The 14,702-nt window shown below is 67.7% G+C and carries 25 protein-coding genes and 1 pseudogene; all 26 read right to left on the reverse strand.

Translation table 11 applies throughout. The features are described 5' to 3' along the window. A pseudogene (locus ACFPCY_RS40545) lies at positions 1–265 on the reverse strand (preprotein translocase subunit SecY); the annotation flags it as partial. A gap of 191 nt (positions 266–456) precedes the next feature. Further along, positions 457–918 carry a 50S ribosomal protein L15 gene (rplO, locus tag ACFPCY_RS40550; protein WP_378264781.1) on the reverse strand — a complete coding sequence of 154 codons (462 nt, stop codon included), beginning with the start codon at positions 916–918 and terminating at the stop codon, positions 457–459. 1 nt (position 919) lies between these two features. Beyond that, entirely contained in the window at positions 920–1,102 is a 183-nt protein-coding gene (gene rpmD, locus ACFPCY_RS40555; protein WP_378264783.1) for a 50S ribosomal protein L30, read from the reverse strand. After that, positions 1,099–1,722, reverse strand: a complete 624-nt coding sequence (gene rpsE, locus ACFPCY_RS40560; protein WP_443612903.1) for a 30S ribosomal protein S5 — start codon at positions 1,720–1,722, stop codon at positions 1,099–1,101. Before rpsE ends, rpmD begins: the two co-directional genes overlap by 4 nt. Before the next feature lie 34 nt (positions 1,723–1,756). Further along, entirely contained in the window at positions 1,757–2,143 is a 387-nt protein-coding gene (gene rplR, locus ACFPCY_RS40565) for a 50S ribosomal protein L18 (protein WP_378264785.1), read from the reverse strand. A gap of 2 nt (positions 2,144–2,145) precedes the next feature. Further along, positions 2,146–2,682 (reverse strand): 50S ribosomal protein L6, encoded by a 537-nt coding sequence (rplF, locus tag ACFPCY_RS40570; protein WP_378264787.1) that lies wholly within the window; start codon positions 2,680–2,682, stop codon positions 2,146–2,148. Positions 2,683–2,699: 17 nt separating this feature from the next. Further along, positions 2,700–3,098, reverse strand: a complete 399-nt coding sequence (gene rpsH, locus ACFPCY_RS40575) for a 30S ribosomal protein S8 (RefSeq protein ID WP_117360379.1) — start codon at positions 3,096–3,098, stop codon at positions 2,700–2,702. A gap of 128 nt (positions 3,099–3,226) precedes the next feature. Continuing rightward, positions 3,227–3,412, reverse strand: a complete 186-nt coding sequence (locus tag ACFPCY_RS40580; RefSeq protein ID WP_018657585.1) for a type Z 30S ribosomal protein S14 — start codon at positions 3,410–3,412, stop codon at positions 3,227–3,229. Between the two features lies 1 nt (position 3,413). Beyond that, the gene (rplE, locus tag ACFPCY_RS40585; protein ID WP_378264789.1) at positions 3,414–3,989 is read right to left on the reverse strand and encodes a 50S ribosomal protein L5; all 576 of its coding nucleotides are present in this window, start codon (positions 3,987–3,989) and stop codon (positions 3,414–3,416) included. A gap of 1 nt (position 3,990) precedes the next feature. Next, positions 3,991–4,299, reverse strand: coding sequence for a 50S ribosomal protein L24 (rplX, locus tag ACFPCY_RS40590; protein WP_378264791.1), 309 nt, complete (start codon positions 4,297–4,299; stop codon positions 3,991–3,993). Continuing rightward, positions 4,299–4,667, reverse strand: coding sequence for a 50S ribosomal protein L14 (gene rplN, locus ACFPCY_RS40595; protein ID WP_026414311.1), 369 nt, complete (start codon positions 4,665–4,667; stop codon positions 4,299–4,301). Before rplN ends, rplX begins: the two co-directional genes overlap by 1 nt. A 158-nt stretch (positions 4,668–4,825) precedes the next feature. Beyond that, the gene (gene rpsQ / locus ACFPCY_RS40600; RefSeq protein ID WP_378264794.1) at positions 4,826–5,095 is read right to left on the reverse strand and encodes a 30S ribosomal protein S17; all 270 of its coding nucleotides are present in this window, start codon (positions 5,093–5,095) and stop codon (positions 4,826–4,828) included. Beyond that, on the reverse strand, positions 5,095–5,337 hold the full coding sequence (gene rpmC, locus ACFPCY_RS40605; RefSeq protein ID WP_378264796.1) for a 50S ribosomal protein L29: 243 nt from the start codon (positions 5,335–5,337) through the stop codon (positions 5,095–5,097). The genes rpsQ and rpmC overlap by 1 nt, the downstream gene beginning before the upstream one ends. Beyond that, positions 5,337–5,756, reverse strand: coding sequence for a 50S ribosomal protein L16 (gene rplP / locus ACFPCY_RS40610; protein ID WP_378264798.1), 420 nt, complete (start codon positions 5,754–5,756; stop codon positions 5,337–5,339). Before rplP ends, rpmC begins: the two co-directional genes overlap by 1 nt. Before the next feature lie 5 nt (positions 5,757–5,761). Continuing rightward, positions 5,762–6,610 carry a 30S ribosomal protein S3 gene (gene rpsC, locus ACFPCY_RS40615; RefSeq protein ID WP_378264800.1) on the reverse strand — a complete coding sequence of 283 codons (849 nt, stop codon included), beginning with the start codon at positions 6,608–6,610 and terminating at the stop codon, positions 5,762–5,764. Beyond that, positions 6,610–6,987, reverse strand: a complete 378-nt coding sequence (rplV, locus tag ACFPCY_RS40620; RefSeq protein ID WP_378264802.1) for a 50S ribosomal protein L22 — start codon at positions 6,985–6,987, stop codon at positions 6,610–6,612. The genes rpsC and rplV overlap by 1 nt, the downstream gene beginning before the upstream one ends. A gap of 35 nt (positions 6,988–7,022) precedes the next feature. Next, on the reverse strand, positions 7,023–7,304 hold the full coding sequence (rpsS, locus tag ACFPCY_RS40625; protein WP_030176138.1) for a 30S ribosomal protein S19: 282 nt from the start codon (positions 7,302–7,304) through the stop codon (positions 7,023–7,025). 12 nt (positions 7,305–7,316) lie between these two features. Then, positions 7,317–8,150 carry a 50S ribosomal protein L2 gene (gene rplB / locus ACFPCY_RS40630; RefSeq protein ID WP_117361128.1) on the reverse strand — a complete coding sequence of 278 codons (834 nt, stop codon included), beginning with the start codon at positions 8,148–8,150 and terminating at the stop codon, positions 7,317–7,319. Positions 8,151–8,196: 46 nt separating this feature from the next. Then, entirely contained in the window at positions 8,197–8,502 is a 306-nt protein-coding gene (gene rplW / locus ACFPCY_RS40635) for a 50S ribosomal protein L23 (RefSeq protein ID WP_378264805.1), read from the reverse strand. A gap of 11 nt (positions 8,503–8,513) precedes the next feature. Next, complete coding sequence (gene rplD, locus ACFPCY_RS40640; RefSeq protein WP_378264806.1) at positions 8,514–9,113, reverse strand: 50S ribosomal protein L4; 600 nt, start codon at positions 9,111–9,113, stop codon at positions 8,514–8,516. Beyond that, entirely contained in the window at positions 9,110–9,760 is a 651-nt protein-coding gene (rplC, locus tag ACFPCY_RS40645) for a 50S ribosomal protein L3 (RefSeq protein WP_378264807.1), read from the reverse strand. The genes rplD and rplC overlap by 4 nt, the downstream gene beginning before the upstream one ends. 14 nt (positions 9,761–9,774) lie before the next feature. Next, entirely contained in the window at positions 9,775–10,083 is a 309-nt protein-coding gene (rpsJ, locus tag ACFPCY_RS40650) for a 30S ribosomal protein S10 (RefSeq protein ID WP_018657599.1), read from the reverse strand. Between the two features lie 111 nt (positions 10,084–10,194). Next, on the reverse strand, positions 10,195–11,388 hold the full coding sequence (gene tuf / locus ACFPCY_RS40655; RefSeq protein ID WP_378264808.1) for an elongation factor Tu: 1,194 nt from the start codon (positions 11,386–11,388) through the stop codon (positions 10,195–10,197). A 97-nt stretch (positions 11,389–11,485) separates the two neighbouring features. Further along, entirely contained in the window at positions 11,486–13,597 is a 2,112-nt protein-coding gene (fusA, locus tag ACFPCY_RS40660; protein WP_378264809.1) for an elongation factor G, read from the reverse strand. A 43-nt stretch (positions 13,598–13,640) separates the two neighbouring features. Then, positions 13,641–14,111, reverse strand: a complete 471-nt coding sequence (rpsG, locus tag ACFPCY_RS40665; protein WP_067806994.1) for a 30S ribosomal protein S7 — start codon at positions 14,109–14,111, stop codon at positions 13,641–13,643. After that, on the reverse strand, positions 14,111–14,485 hold the full coding sequence (gene rpsL, locus ACFPCY_RS40670; protein ID WP_019632621.1) for a 30S ribosomal protein S12: 375 nt from the start codon (positions 14,483–14,485) through the stop codon (positions 14,111–14,113). Before rpsL ends, rpsG begins: the two co-directional genes overlap by 1 nt. Positions 14,486–14,702: the final 217 nt, after the last annotated feature.

The following is a 14,702-nucleotide window of genomic DNA, read 5'->3' on the forward strand; positions in this document are numbered from 1 at the left end:
GGATGATCGAGGCGGTGATGTAGGGCATGATGCCCAGCGCGAACACCGACAGCTTCAGCAACGCCCCACCGGAGAACAGGTCCACCAGCCCGTACAGCTGGTTGGACTTCTTCGCCGCGTCGGCGGTCTGCTTGAGCACCTCCACGTTCACGTTCGGGGTCGGCAGGTTCTGGCCGATCCGGAACACCACGATCATCAGAAGCGTGAACAGCAGCTTCTTACGCAGATCGGGCGTACGGAAGGCCCGAGCGAACGCGGTCAGCACCATTCCTCCTGCGGAACTTGCGAAAAATCAGCCCTTGGGCAACGACGGCGGGGCCGGGCTGAGGCGCGAAACGCCGACCCGCCACGCCGGGAGACTCTAACAGCAGACGAGACCGGGGCCGGTCCCCACGCGGCGGACCCACCGGCCCGCACACGTGGTGGACTCCGACCCCGGTCTCACGGGTGTCGTTCTCAGAGCTGCTCGGCGCTGCCGCCGGCGGCCGTGATCTTCTCCTTCGCCGCGCCGGAGAAGGCGTGCGCCTTCACCTGGACGGCGACGGAGATCTCACCGGTGCCGAGGATCTTCACCGGACGGCCGGAGCGCACCGCGCCCTTGGCCGCCAGGTCCTCGGCGGTCACCTCGCCGCCCTCGGGGTAGAGGGTGGCGAGCTTGTCCAGGTTGACGACCTGGAACTCGACCCGGTTGGGGTTCTTGAAGCCCTTGAGCTTCGGCACCCGGCGGATCAGGGGCATCTGGCCGCCCTCGAACCCGACCGGAACGGTGTTGCGGGCCTTGGTGCCCTTGGTGCCGCGTCCCGCCGTCTTGCCCTTGGACGCCTCGCCGCGGCCCTTGCGGGTCTTCGCGCGGTTGGCGCCGGGGGCCGGACGCAGGTCGTGCACCTTGAGCGGAGTGCCCTCGGTGGCGTCGGCCATGTCAGTCGACCTCCTCGACGGCGACCAGGTGGGCCACCGTCCGGATCATGCCGCGAACCTGCTGGGAGTCCTCCCGGACGACCGACTGGCCGATCTTCTTGAGGCCCAGCGTCCGCAGCGTGTCACGCTGGTTCTGCTTCTCGCTGATCACAGACTTGGTCTGCGTGATCTTCAGCTGGCTCATGACGCGGCGGCCTCCGTCCGGGCCTCGGACCCGGCGGCCCGCGCGCGCAGCATGGCGGCCGGAGCGACGTCCTCGATCGGCAGGCCGCGCTTGGCCGCGATCTCCTCCGGACGCTTCAGCTGCTTCAGCCCGTCCACGGTGGCGTGGACGATGTTGATCGCGTTGTCGGTGCCGAGCGACTTGCTCAGCACGTCGTGGATGCCGGCGCACTCCAGCACCGCGCGCACCGGGCCACCCGCGATCACACCGGTACCCGGCGAGGCCGGGCGCAGCAGGACGACGCCGGCGGCGGCCTCACCCTGGACGGTGTGCGGGATGGTGCCCTGGATCCGCGGCACCTTGAAGAAGTGCTTCTTGGCCTCCTCGACGCCCTTGGCGATCGCCGCGGGCACCTCCTTGGCCTTGCCGTAGCCGACGCCGACGGTGCCGTTGCCGTCACCGACGATCACCAGGGCGGTGAAGCTGAAGCGACGGCCACCCTTGACGACCTTGGCGACGCGGTTGATCGCCACGACCTTCTCGATGTACGACTGGCCCTTGTCGGCGCCACCGCGGCGGTCGTCGCGGCGGCCGTCGCGACGGTCGCCACCCTGACCGCCACCACGCCTCTGCGCTGCCATCAGTGGTTCCTCTTCTCGTTGGTCGTGAGAGCCATCAGAGCTTCAGGCCCCCCTCACGAGCGCCGTCCGCGACGGCGGCGACGCGACCGTGGTACTTGTTGCCGCCACGGTCGAAGACCACAGCGGTCACGCCGGCGGCCTGCGCGCGCTCGGCGACGAGCTCGCCGACCTTGCGGGACTTCGCCGTCTTGTCGCCGTCGGAGGCGCGCAGCTCGGCCTCCATCGTCGACGCCCACGCCACGGTGTGGCCCTTGGCGTCGTCGATGACCTGGACGAACATGTGCTGGTTGGAGCGCGTCACGACAAGGCGGGGACGCTCGGCGGTGCCGACGACCTTCTTGCGGACCCGCAGGTGCCGCCGCTTGCGGGCCAGCGCACGCTTCGACGTGGCCTTGCCGGCCAGGTGCTTCGTGCCTGCCATGACTACTTACCAGCCTTTCCGACCTTGCGGCGGATCTGCTCGCCCTCGTAACGCACGCCCTTGCCCTTGTACGGGTCGGGCTTGCGCAGCTTCCGGATGTTGGCGGCGACCTCGCCGACCTTCTGCTTGTCGATGCCCTCGACGACCAGCTGGGTCGGCTTCTCCACCGTGAAGGTGATGCCCTCCGGCGGCTCGACCGTGATCGGGTGGCTGTAGCCGAGCGAGAACTCCAGGTTCTTGCCCTTGGCCACCACGCGGTAACCGACGCCCTGGATGACCAGGGTCTTCTTGTACCCCTCGGTGACGCCGACCACCATGTTGCTGATCAGCGACCGGGTCAGGCCGTGCAGCGCGCGGACCGTGTTCACGTCGTTCGGCCGGGACACGGTGACCTGACCGTCCTCCAGCTGAACCTCGATCGGCTCCGCGACGGTCATCGCCAGGGTGCCCTTCGGCCCCTTCACCGACACGTCACGGCCGTCGATCTTCACCTCGACGCCGCTGGGAACGGCGATGGGGAGACGTCCAATGCGAGACATTTTTCGAATCCTCCCCTCTACCAGACGTAGGCGAGGACTTCGCCGCCCACGCCGCGCTTGCCGGCCTGCCGGTCCGTCATCAGGCCGGAGGACGTCGAGATGATCGCGACGCCCAGTCCGCCGAGGACCTTGGGCAGGTTGTCCTTCTTCGCGTACACCCGGAGACCGGGCTTCGAGACGCGCTTGATGCCGGCGATCGAACGCTCCCGGGTGGGACCGAACTTGAGCTCGATCACGAGCTTCTTGCCCACCTCGGCGTCCTCGACGCTCCAGCCCGAGATGTAGCCCTCCTGCTGGAGGATCTCGGCGATGTGCGCCTTGATCTTGGAGTACGGCATCGACACCGAGTCGTGGTACGCCGAGTTAGCGTTCCGCAGACGCGTCAGCATGTCTGCGATCGGGTCGGTCATCGTCATGGCCTACAGGCCCTCCCTCGCCACGGTTTCCATCCGCCCGGCCCGGCCGGCGGGCGGGGCGGATGGACCTTTGGCGCGGTCATGGGCACCTTCACCAGGTGCCCGGTGGTTATTACAGGCTGGGCTGGTTACCAGCTCGACTTCGTGATGCCCGGCAGCTCGCCCCGGTGCGCCATCTCGCGGAAGCACACGCGGCACAGGCCGAACTTGCGGTACACGGAGCGCGGACGGCCGCAGCGCGAGCAACGAGTGTACGCGCGCACGCCGAACTTGGGCTTCCGGGCCGCCTTGGCGATCAGGCTCTTCTTCGCCATGTCAGTTCTCCTTGAACGGGAAGCCCAGGAGCTTCAGGAGCGCCCGGCCCTCGTCGTCGGTCTTGGCGGTGGTCACCACGGTGATGTCCATGCCCCGGACGCGGTCGATCTTGTCCGGGTCGACCTCGTGGAACATGACCTGCTCGGTCAGACCGAACGTGTAGTTCCCGTTGCCGTCGAACTGCTTCGGCGACAGGCCGCGGAAGTCACGGATGCGGGGCAGCGCGGTGGCGAGCAGCCGGTCGAGGAACTCCCACATGCGGTCGCCGCGCAGCGTCACGTGCGCGCCGATCGGCATGCCCTCGCGCAGCTTGAACTGCGCGATGGACTTCTTCGCCCGGTTGACGGCCGGCTTCTGACCGGTGATGGCGGTCAGGTCGCGGACGGCGCCCTCGATCAGCTTGGCGTCCTTGGCCGCGTCGCCGACGCCCATGTTCACGACGATCTTCGTGAGGCCCGGCACCAGCATGATGTTGCCGTAGCCGAACTGCTCCTGCATGGCCTTGACGATCTCGTCGCGGTAGCGGAGCTTCAGGCGCGGCTGCGGCACGGGGCGCTCGGTAACGGTCTCGGTCATCTCAGATCTCCTTGCCGGTACGGCGCGAGATCCGGACCTTGGAGCCGTCCTCGTTGACGCGGTAGCCCACCCGGACGGGCTTGCCGTCCTCGGCGAGGGCCACGTTGCTGACGTGGAGGGGCGCCTCGACGGTCACGCGGCCGCTCTCCTTGCCGGCTCGCTGCGCGTCGGCCTTGATGTTCTTCGTGATGAGGTTCACGCCCTCGACGACGACGCGCTCCTCGCGCGGGAGAACGCGCAGGACCTTGCCGGTCGCGCCCTTGTCCTTGCCCGCGATGACGACGACCTCGTCGCCCTTCTTGATCTTCATCACAGCACCTCCGGCGCGAGCGAGATGATGCGCATGAACTTCTTCTCGCGCAGTTCGCGGCCCACCGGGCCGAAGATACGGGTGCCGCGCGGGTCCCCGCCGTCCTTGATCAGGACGGCCGCGTTCTCGTCGAAGCGGATGTAGGAGCCGTCCGGGCGCCGGCGCTCCTTGCGGGTGCGCACGACGACCGCCTTGACGACGTCACCCTTCTTCACGCCCGCGCCGGGAAGGGCGTCCTTCACCGTCGCGACAATGACGTCGCCGACTCCCGCGTAGCGCCGACCCGAGCCGCCGAGAACGCGGATGCAAAGGATCTCCTTCGCACCCGTGTTGTCGGCAACCTTGAGTCGCGACTCCTGCTGGATCACGTCAACTCCATTTCGTCACACCGGTTCTCCGTGGCGCTCGCGCCGCGGAGCCTGGCGGAACCTTCACTGGTCTCCCCCCGAACGCGGGCCCTCTCGAAGGAGGGCCCGCCCACGGGAAGTCTGTCGGGAGGCGTCCCTGACGGGACGGAGCTCCCTGGTTACTTGGCCTTCTCGAGGATCTCCACCACGCGCCAGCGCTTGGTCGCCGACAGCGGGCGGGTCTCCATCAGCCGGACGCGGTCGCCGATGCCACACTCGTTGGCCTCGTCGTGCGCCTTGTAGTTCTTCGTGCGGCGGATGACCTTGTGGTACTTCGCGTGCTTGACGCGGTCCTCGACGGACACGACGACGGTCTTGTCCATCTTGTCGGAGACCACGAGGCCCTCCAGCACCTTGCGGGCGCTGCGCGCTTCGGTCTGCTCTGCCATTACTTCTCGCCCTCCGCGGCGTCCTCGGCGACTGAAACGATGCCGAGCTCACGCTCGCGCATGACGGTGTAGATGCGGGCGATCTCGCGCTTCACCGTGCGCAGGCGCCCGTGGCTCTCAAGCTGCCCGGTCGCGGCCTGGAAGCGGAGGTTGAACAGCTCCTCCTTGGCTTCCTTCAGCTTGGTGACCAGGACGTCCTCAGGCTCGGTCCGCAGGTCGTCGGCGGTAAGACCCTTGGCCATCAGGACTCACCCACCTCTCGCTTCACGATCTTGCACTTCATCGGCAGCTTGTGGATCGCGCGGGTGAGCGCCTCCCGAGCGATCTGCTCGTTCGGGTAGGAGATCTCGAACATCACGCGGCCCGGCTTCACGTTGGCCACCCACCACTCGACCGAGCCCTTACCGGAACCCATGCGGGTCTCGGCGGGCTTCTTGGTCAGCGGGCGGTCCGGGAAGATGTTGATCCAGACCTTGCCGCCACGCTTGATGTGGCGGGTCATGGCGATACGCGCGGCCTCGATCTGCCGGTTGGTCACGTACGCGGCCTCGACGGCCTGGATGCCGTACTCACCGAAGGTAACCTTCGTGCCGCCCTTGGCCATTCCCGAGCGCTTCGGGTGGTGCTGCTTGCGGTGCTTGACCTTACGAGGGATCAGCATCGGGTTCAGCTCCCCTCACCAGACGGAGCAGCCTCAGTGGCGGGCGCCTGCTGCTCGGTGTTCTGCTGCTGCTGACGGGGCGCGCGGTCGCCGCCGCCCTGACCGCCGCGGCCGCCACGGCCGCCGCGGCCACCGCCGCCGCCACCACGACGCTCACGACGGTCGCCACGGCCACCGCCGCCGCCCGCGGCGCGCTGCTGCGCGGCCTGGGCCTCGCGCTCGGCGCGGGTCTGGGCGGCCTCGCCCTTGTAGATCCACACCTTGACGCCGATGCGGCCGAAGGTCGTCCGGGCCTCGTAGAAGCCGTAGTCGATGTCGGCGCGCAGGGTGTGCAGCGGCACCTGGCCCTCGCGGTAGAACTCCGACCGCGACATCTCCGCGCCGCCGAGGCGGCCGGAGCACTGCACCTTGATGCCCTTGGCGCCGGACTTCATGGCCGACTGGATCGCCTTGCGCATCGCGCGGCGGAACGCCACGCGGGAGCTGAGCTGCTCCGCCACGCCCTGGGCGACGAGCTGGGCGTCGATCTCGGGGTTCTTGACCTCGAGGATGTTCAGCCGGACCTGCTTGCCCGTCAGCTTCTCCAGGTCGCCGCGCAGCCGCTCGGCCTCGGCGCCGCGCCGGCCGATCACGATGCCCGGACGCGCGGTGTGGATGTTCACCTCGACGCGGTCACGGGTGCGCTCGATCTCGACCTTGGAGATGCCCGCCCGGTCCATGCCCTTGGAGAGCATGCGCCGGATCTGGACGTCCTCCTTGACGTAGTCCTTGTAGAGCTTGTCGGCGAACCACACGGACTTGTGGTCGGTGGTGATGCCGAGCCGGAACCCGTGCGGGTTGATCTTCTGACCCACTACCGGGCCCTCCTCGTCTTCTTACCGCCGGCCGCAACGACCTCGTCGCGCGGGGCGACGACCACGGTGATGTGGCTCGTGCGCTTGTTGATGCGGTAAGCCCGACCCTGGGCGCGGGGGCGGAAACGCTTCAGCGTCGGCCCCTCGTCCACGTACGCGTGGCTCACGACCAGCGTCTCGGTGTCGAGCTTGAAGTTGTGCTCGGCGTTGGCGATGGCACTCGCGAGCACCTTGCCCACGGGCTCACTCGCCGCCTGAGGGGCGAACCGCAGCACCTGCTGCGCCTCCGCGGCAGGCAGGCCGCGGATGAGGTCCACCACGCGCCGAGCCTTCATGGGCGTGACGCGGACGAACCGCGCCTGGGCCCTGGCTTCCATCGCTGTTCCCTCTCTCCTACAGATTCCTGCCCGTGTCAGCCGCGACGGCTGCGACGGTCTTCCTTGACGTGGCTGCGGAACGTGCGCGTCGGCGCGAACTCGCCGAGCTTGTGCCCCACCATGGCGTCGGTGATGAACACCGGGACGTGCTTGCGGCCGTCGTGCACGGCGATCGTGTGACCGATCATGTCCGGCACGATCATGGAGCGCCGCGACCACGTCTTGATGACGTTCTTCGTCCCCTTCTCGTTCTGGGCGTCCACCTTCTTGATCAGGTGGTCGTCCACGAAGGGGCCCTTCTTAAGGCTACGTGGCATTGCGAGCGACTCCTACCGCTTCTTCTTGCTGCGACGACGGACGATGAGACGGTCGCTGGACTTGTTCGCCTTGCGAGTCCGGCCTTCCTTCTTACCGTTCGGGTTGACCGGGTGGCGGCCGCCGGAGGTCTTGCCCTCACCACCACCGTGCGGGTGGTCGATCGGGTTCATGGCCACACCGCGGACGGTCGGGCGCTTGCCCTTCCAGCGCATGCGGCCGGCCTTGCCCCAGTTGATGTTGGACTGCTCGGCGTTGCCGACCTCGCCCACCGTGGCGCGGCACCGGACGTCCACCATGCGCATCTCGCCGGACGGCATGCGCAGCGTGGCGTACTTGCCCTCCTTGGCGAGCAGCTGGACGCCGGCGCCCGCCGACCGGGCGATCTTCGCGCCGCCACCGGGCCGCAGCTCGATGGCGTGGATGACCGTACCGGTCGGGATGTTGCGCAGCGGCAGGCAGTTGCCCGGCTTGATGTCCGACCCGGGGCCGTTCTCGACCCGGTCGCCCTGCTTGAGCCCCTGCGGCGCGAGGATGTACCGCTTCTCACCGTCGGCGTAGTGCAGCAGCGCGATGCGGGCGGTGCGGTTCGGGTCGTACTCGATGTGAGCGACCTTCGCCGGAACGCCGTCCTTGTCGTGCCGGCGGAAGTCGATCAGCCGGTACGCGCGCTTGTGCCCGCCGCCCTGGTGGCGCGTGGTGATGCGGCCGTGGTTGTTGCGGCCGCCCTTCTTCGGGAGAGGACGCAGCAGCGACTTCTCCGGCTCGGTGCGCGTGATCTCGACGAAGTCGGCCACGCTGGAGCCGCGACGACCCGGGGTCGTCGGCTTGTATTTACGGATGCCCATCTTTTTCGTGCAATCCCTTAGTTCACGCTTCGGGGCTCGGACCTCGTCAGGAGGTCTGTCCGCCGAAGATGTCGATCGGCTGCTCGCCCTCGGCCAGGCTCACGATCGCGCGCTTGGTGCTCTTACGCTGACCGAAGCCGTAACGGGTCCGCTTGCGCTTGCCCGGACGGTTGATCGTGTTGACGCCGGCCACCTTGCGGTCGAAGATCGCCTCGACGGCCTGCTTGATCTGCGTCTTGTTGGCGTCCGGCCGGACGATGAAGGTGTACTTGCCCTCGTCCAGCAGCCCGTAGCTCTTCTCCGAGACGACCGGCGCGATGATGATGTCGCGGGGGTCAGAGATCTTGTTCACGTCTGCCCTCGTTACTTCTTCGCGCGCGCGACGAACGACTCGTAGGCCTTCTGGGTGAAGACCACGTCGTCGTTCACGAGCACGTCGTAGGTGTTGAGCTGGTCGTCGACGATGACGTGCACGCTCGGCTCGTTGCGCAGCGACTTCCAGGTGAGCTCGTCCTCGCGGTCGAGCACCAGGAGCACGCGCTTGGCCTCGGTGACGCCGCGCAGGGCGGCCAGCGCCGTCTTCGTCTTCGGGACGTCGCCCTCGATGAGGCTGTCGACCACGTGGACCCGGCCGTAGCGGGCGCGGTCGGACAGGGCGCCGCGCAGGGCGGCGGCCTTCATCTTCTTGGGCGTCTTCTGCGAGTAGTCGCGCGGCTGCGGGCCGTGGACGGTGCCACCACCGGCGAACTGCGGCGCGCGGGTCGAACCCTGGCGCGCGCGGCCGGTGCCCTTCTGCCGGTACGGCTTCTTGCCACCGCCGGAGACGTCGCCCCGGGTCTTGGTGGCGTGCGTGCCCTGCCGGGCCGCCGCGAGCTGGGCGACGACGACCTGGTGGATCAGCGGAACGCTGGTCTTGGCGTCGAAGAGCTCGGCGGGCAGGTCGATGTCGAGCTTGGAGGTCACTTGCCCGTCCCCTTCACTGCGTCGCGGACCAGGACCACGCCGCCGTTCGGGCCGGGGACCGCACCCTTGATGAGGAGCAGACCCTTCTCCGCGTCGATCGCGTGGACGGTCAGGTTCTGGACGGTGGTACGGGCGTTCCCGTGCCGTCCCGCCATGCGGAGGCCCTTGAAGACGCGACCCGGGGTCGCGCAGCCGCCGATCGAACCCGGCGAGCGGTGCTTGCGCTGGGTGCCGTGCGAGGCGCCGAGGCCGCGGAAGCCGTGGCGCTTCATGACACCCGCGGTGCCCTTGCCCTTGCTGGTGCCGGTCACGTCGATCTTCTGGCCGGCCTCGAAGACGCTGGCGGTGATCTCCTGGCCGAGTTCGTACTCGGCGGCGTCGTCCACCCGCAGCTCGACCAGGTAGCGGCGCGGCGTGACGCCGGCCTTCTCGAAGTGGCCCGTGCGCGGCTTGTTCACCTTGCGCGGGTCGATCTGGCCGAAGCCGATCTGAACGGCGGTGTAGCCGTCCTTCTCCTGGTTCTTGAGCTGCGTGACGACACAGGGCCCGGCCTGGACGACGGTCACCGGGACGATCCGGCCCTCATCGTCGAAGACCTGGGTCATGCCGAGCTTCTCGCCCAGGACGCCCTTCCTCTGCGTACTCATTGTCGGTGCGTCCCTCAGAGCTTGATCTCGATGTCAACGCCGGCCGGAAGGTCGAGCCGCATCAGCGAGTCGACCGTCTTGGGCGTCGGGTCGATGATGTCGATCAACCGCTTGTGCGTGCGCATCTCGAAGTGCTCGCGGCTGTCCTTGTACTTGTGCGGCGAGCGGATGACGCAGTACACGTTCTTCTCGGTCGGCAGCGGCACCGGGCCCGCGACCTTGGCGCCCGTCCGCGTCACCGTCTCAACGATCTTCTTCGCGGAGGTGTCGATGACCTCGTGGTCGTAGGCCTTGAGCCGGATGCGGATCTTCTGTCCCGCCATGGTGGCCTCGGTGTCCTTTGCTGGTAGTGCCGCTGTTGCTTCTTCGGTCGTGGAACGGCGGGCCGACATGGCGTTCCAGGCCAGTGGTCGGCCCGCCGAACTACGAGAGTGTTACTTGAGGACCTTGGTGACGCGACCCGCGCCGACCGTCCGGCCACCCTCGCGGATGGCGAACTTCAGGCCCTCCTCCATGGCGACGGGCTGGATCAGCTCGACGCGCATCTCGGTGTTGTCGCCCGGCATGACCATCTCGGTGCCCTCGGGGAGGTTCACCACACCGGTCACGTCCGTGGTCCGGAAGTAGAACTGCGGGCGGTAGTTGTTGAAGAACGGCGTGTGGCGGCCGCCCTCGTCCTTGGACAGGATGTAGACCTGCGCCTCGAACTCGGTGTGCGGGGTGTTGGTGCCCGGCTTGATGACACACTGGCCGCGCTCGACGTCCTCGCGCTTGATGCCGCGCAGCAGCAGGCCGACGTTGTCGCCCGCCTGGCCCTGGTCGAGCAGCTTGCGGAACATCTCGACACCGGTGACGGTCGTCTTGGACGACTCGTCCTTGATGCCGATGATCTCGACTTCCTCGTTGACGTTGACGACACCGCGCTCGATGCGGCCGGTGACGACGGTGCCGCGGCCGGTGATCGAGAAGACGTCCTCGATCGGCATCAGGAACGGCTTGTCGGTGTCACGCTGCGGCTCGGGGACGTTCTCGTCCACCGCGGTCATGAGCTCGATGATCGACTCGGCCCACTTCTCGTCGCCCTGCAGCGCCTGGAAGGCGGAGACGCGGACCACCGGGACGTCGTCGCCCGGGAACTCGTACTCCGACAGCAGCTCGCGGACCTCGAGCTCGACGAGCTCCAGGATCTCCTCGTCGTCCACCATGTCGCACTTGTTCAGCGCGACGACGATGTAGGGGACGCCGACCTGGCGGGCCAGGAGCACGTGCTCCTTGGTCTGCGGCATCGGGCCGTCGGTGGCGGCGACCACCAGGATGGCGCCGTCCATCTGCGCCGCACCGGTGATCATGTTCTTGATGTAGTCGGCGTGACCCGGGCAGTCGACGTGCGCGTAGTGCCGCGACTCGGTCTGGTACTCGACGTGCGCGATCGAGATCGTGATGCCGCGCTCGCGCTCCTCCGGCGCCTTGTCGATGTCCTCGAACGGCGTGAAGGGGTTGATGTCCGGGTACTTGTCGTGGAGCACCTTGGTGATCGCCGCGGTAAGCGTGGTCTTACCGTGGTCGATGTGCCCAATGGTGCCGATGTTCACGTGCGGCTTGGTCCGCTCGAACTTGGCCTTCGCCACTGGTTGCTCCTTGTTGCGATCCTCGGCCTGCAGGAGGCCGCTTCGTGTGCTGGCTGGGTGACTGTGCTGGCTCGACGACCCTCGCGTCGCCGCGGTGCTACTCGCCCCGGGACTTGGCGATGATCTCCTCCGCGACGTTCCGCGGAACCTCGGCGTAGGAGTCGAACAGCATGGTGAACACAGCCCGGCCCTGGGTCTTGCTGCGCAGATCACCCACGTAGCCGAACATCTCCGAGAGGGGCACGAGCGCCTTGACGACCCGCATCCCCGCGCGCTCGTCCATCGACTGGACCTGGCCGCGCCGGGAGTTGATGTCGCCGATGACGTCGCCCATGTTCTCCTCGGGCGTGGTGACCTCGACGGCCATCAGCGGCTCGAGGATGGTCGCCCCGGCCTTGCGGGCGGCCTCCTTGAACGCCATGGAACCGGCGATCTTGAACGCCATCTCCGAGGAGTCCACCTCGTGGTAGGCACCGTCGAGAAGGGTGACCTTCACGCCCACCATGGGGTAGCCGGCGAGAACGCCGAACTCGGCGGCCTCCTGGCAGCCCGCGTCGACCGACGGGATGTACTCCCGCGGGATGCGGCCACCGGTGACCTTGTTCTCGAACTCGTAGCCGTCGTTGCCCTCGCCCAGCGGCTCCAGGTTGATGATCACGCGACCGAACTGACCGGAACCACCGGTCTGCTTCTTGTGCGTGTACTCGACCTTCTCGACCTTCCGCGTGATGGTCTCGCGGTAGGCGACCAGGGGCTTGCCGACGTTGGCGTCGACCTTGAACTCCCGCCGCATGCGGTCGACCAGGATCTCCAGGTGGAGCTCGCCCATGCCGTAGATGACCGTCTGACCGGTCTCCTCGTCCGTGCGGACCTGGAAGGAGGGGTCCTCCTCCGCGAGCCGCTGGATGGCGGTGCCGAGCTTCTGCTGGTCGCCCTTGGTCTTGGGCTCGATCGCCACGTGGATGACCGGCGCCGGGAAGTTCATCGACTCGAGGACGATGGGGTCCTTCTCGTCGCAGAGGGTCTCGCCCGTGGTGGTCTGCTTCAGACCCATGACGGCGACGATGTCGCCGGCGCCCACCTGGCTGATCTCCTCGCGCTTGTTCGCGTGCATCCGGTAGATCTTGCCGATCCGCTCCTTGCGCTCCTTGACGGAGTTCAGGACCTGGGAACCGGCCTCCAGCACGCCCGAGTAGACGCGGATGAAGGTCAGCTTGCCCAGGTGCGGGTCGGACGCGATCTTGAACGCCAGGGCGGAGAAGGGCTCGTCCTCCGAGGCGTCCCGGTGGATCGTCTTCTCCTCGTCGCGCACCGCGTGGCCGTCCACGCCGCCGTCGTCCAGCGGCGAGGGCAGGTAGCGCACGATGGCGTCGAGCAGCGGCTGCACGCCCTTGTTCTTGAAGGCGGTACCGGTCAGGACCGGGAACAGGTTGCCCGCGATGGTGGCGCGGCGGACGCCGGCGTAGATCTGCTCCACGGTGGGCTCGACGCCCTCCAGGTAGAGCTCCATGATCTCGTCGTCGCCCTCGGCCAGCGTCTCGACCAGCTTGTCGTGCCACTCCTGGGCGGCCTCGACGTGCGTGTCGGGGATGTCGACGATGTCGTACATCTCGCCGAGCTTGGCGTCCTCGTTCCAGACCAGGGCCTTCATCGTGACCAGGTCGACGACGCCCTTGAAGTCCGCCTCGGCGCCGATCGGGAGCTGCATGACCAGCGGGGTCGCGTTGAGGCGGTCCCGGATCATGTCGACGCAGCGGTGGAACTCCGCGCCGACCCGGTCGAGCTTGTTGACGAAGCAGATGCGCGGGACGCCGTAGCGGTCCGCCTGGCGCCACACGGTCTCGGACTGGGGCTCGACACCGGCGACACCGTCGAACACCGCGACGGCACCGTCCAGGACGCGCAGCGACCGCTCCACCTCGATGGTGAAGTCGACGTGGCCCGGAGTGTCGATGATGTTGATGGTGTGCTTGACGTCCTCGACCGGCCAGGTGCAGGTGGTGGCCGCGGAGGTGATGGTGATGCCCCGCTCCTGCTCCTGCTCCATCCAGTCCATCGTGGCCGCGCCGTCGTGGACCTCACCGATCTTGTAGCTGATGCCCGTGTAGTACAGGATCCGCTCGGTGGTGGTGGTCTTGCCGGCGTCGATGTGGGCCATGATGCCGATGTTGCGGACCTTGGAGAGGTCTACACCGGTTTTGGTAGCCACTTTCGTCCTCGCTGCGTGTCGTCGTAAGTCAGGATCCGCCGGATTACCAGCGGTAGTGGGCGAAGGCCTTGTTGGACTCCGCCATCTTGTGCGTGTCCTCGCGCTTCTTGACGGACGCGCCGAGGCCGTTGGAGGCGTCGAGCAGCTCGTTCATCAGGCGCTCGGTCATGGTCTTCTCGCGACGCTGCCGCGCGTACAGCACCAGCCAGCGCAGCGCGAGGGTCGTGGAGCGGGCCGGCCGGACCTCGACCGGGACCTGGTAGGTCGCGCCGCCGACGCGGCGGGAGCGGACCTCCAGGGTCGGCTTCACGTTGTCCAGCGCGCGCTTCAGGGTGACGACCGGGTCGTTGCCGGTCTTCTCGCGCGCGCCCTCCAGGGCGTCGTAGACGATGCTCTGCGCAATGGAGCGCTTGCCGTCCAGCAGAACCTTGTTGATCAGCGCGGTGACCAGCGGCGAGTTGTACACCGGGTCGGCGATGAGCTGGCGCTTGCCAGCAGGGCCCTTGCGCGGCATTAGCTCTTCTCCTTCTTGGCGCCGTAGCGGCTGCGCGCCTGCTTGCGGTTGCGGACGCCCTGAGTGTCCAGCGAACCGCGAATGATCTTGTACCGAACGCCCGGGAGGTCCTTCACTCGGCCGCCGCGCACGAGCACGATCGAGTGCTCCTGCAGGTTGTGGCCGACGCCGGGGATGTAGGCCGTGACCTCAATCCCGCTGGTCAGCCGGACACGGGCGACCTTGCGAAGCGCGGAGTTCGGCTTCTTGGGCGTCGTCGTGTAGACGCGCGTGCAGACACCCCGGCGCTGGGGGCTGCCCTTCAGCGCCGGCGTCTTGTTCTTGGTCACCTTGTCCTGGCGGCCCTTTCGGACCAGCTGCTGGATCGTGGGCACCGCGTCTCCGTCTTCCTCGTACCGAGCCGGTAAGTCTTGTTCTGCCTGGGCCCCTCCGGTGTGGGGCCCGTCATCACCACCTCGTTTGAGGCTGTGACCTGCCGGTTTCCCGACCTCTCCGACCCACGCGGTCGGGCGTGTCGCATCCTGCACATCCAAGGATGGTCGTGATCCGACACGAGACCGCCCGGCCCACGTGATGGGCCGAAACAAGCCG

The organism is Actinomadura gamaensis, assembly GCF_042652125.1.
Taxonomy (GTDB): domain Bacteria; phylum Actinomycetota; class Actinomycetes; order Streptosporangiales; family Streptosporangiaceae; genus Spirillospora; species Spirillospora gamaensis.

What these genes read in the sequence shown, in the direction of transcription:
- rplO (WP_378264781.1), bottom strand. Translation starts at nt 918, where the DNA reads ATGGCCGACGCCACCGAGGGCACTCCGCTCAAGGTGCACGACCTGCGT.
- rpmD (WP_378264783.1), bottom strand. Translation starts at nt 1,102, where the DNA reads ATGAGCCAGCTGAAGATCACGCAGACCAAGTCTGTGATCAGCGAGAAG.
- rpsE (WP_443612903.1), bottom strand. Translation starts at nt 1,722, where the DNA reads ATGGCAGCGCAGAGGCGTGGTGGCGGTCAGGGTGGCGACCGTCGCGAC.
- rplR (WP_378264785.1), bottom strand. Translation starts at nt 2,143, where the DNA reads ATGGCAGGCACGAAGCACCTGGCCGGCAAGGCCACGTCGAAGCGTGCG.
- rplF (WP_378264787.1), bottom strand. Translation starts at nt 2,682, where the DNA reads ATGTCTCGCATTGGACGTCTCCCCATCGCCGTTCCCAGCGGCGTCGAG.
- rpsH (WP_117360379.1), bottom strand. Translation starts at nt 3,098, where the DNA reads ATGACGATGACCGACCCGATCGCAGACATGCTGACGCGTCTGCGGAAC.
- ACFPCY_RS40580 (WP_018657585.1), bottom strand. Translation starts at nt 3,412, where the DNA reads ATGGCGAAGAAGAGCCTGATCGCCAAGGCGGCCCGGAAGCCCAAGTTC.
- rplE (WP_378264789.1), bottom strand. Translation starts at nt 3,989, where the DNA reads ATGACCGAGACCGTTACCGAGCGCCCCGTGCCGCAGCCGCGCCTGAAG.
- rplX (WP_378264791.1), bottom strand. Translation starts at nt 4,299, where the DNA reads ATGAAGATCAAGAAGGGCGACGAGGTCGTCGTCATCGCGGGCAAGGAC.
- rpsQ (WP_378264794.1), bottom strand. Translation starts at nt 5,095, where the DNA reads ATGGCAGAGCAGACCGAAGCGCGCAGCGCCCGCAAGGTGCTGGAGGGC.
- rpmC (WP_378264796.1), bottom strand. Translation starts at nt 5,337, where the DNA reads ATGGCCAAGGGTCTTACCGCCGACGACCTGCGGACCGAGCCTGAGGAC.
- rplP (WP_378264798.1), bottom strand. Translation starts at nt 5,756, where the DNA reads ATGCTGATCCCTCGTAAGGTCAAGCACCGCAAGCAGCACCACCCGAAG.
- rplV (WP_378264802.1), bottom strand. Translation starts at nt 6,987, where the DNA reads ATGGAAGCCAGGGCCCAGGCGCGGTTCGTCCGCGTCACGCCCATGAAG.
- rpsS (WP_030176138.1), bottom strand. Translation starts at nt 7,304, where the DNA reads ATGCCACGTAGCCTTAAGAAGGGCCCCTTCGTGGACGACCACCTGATC.
- rplB (WP_117361128.1), bottom strand. Translation starts at nt 8,150, where the DNA reads ATGGGCATCCGTAAATACAAGCCGACGACCCCGGGTCGTCGCGGCTCC.
- rplC (WP_378264807.1), bottom strand. Translation starts at nt 9,760, where the DNA reads ATGAGTACGCAGAGGAAGGGCGTCCTGGGCGAGAAGCTCGGCATGACC.
- rpsJ (WP_018657599.1), bottom strand. Translation starts at nt 10,083, where the DNA reads ATGGCGGGACAGAAGATCCGCATCCGGCTCAAGGCCTACGACCACGAG.
- rpsG (WP_067806994.1), bottom strand. Translation starts at nt 14,111, where the DNA reads ATGCCGCGCAAGGGCCCTGCTGGCAAGCGCCAGCTCATCGCCGACCCG.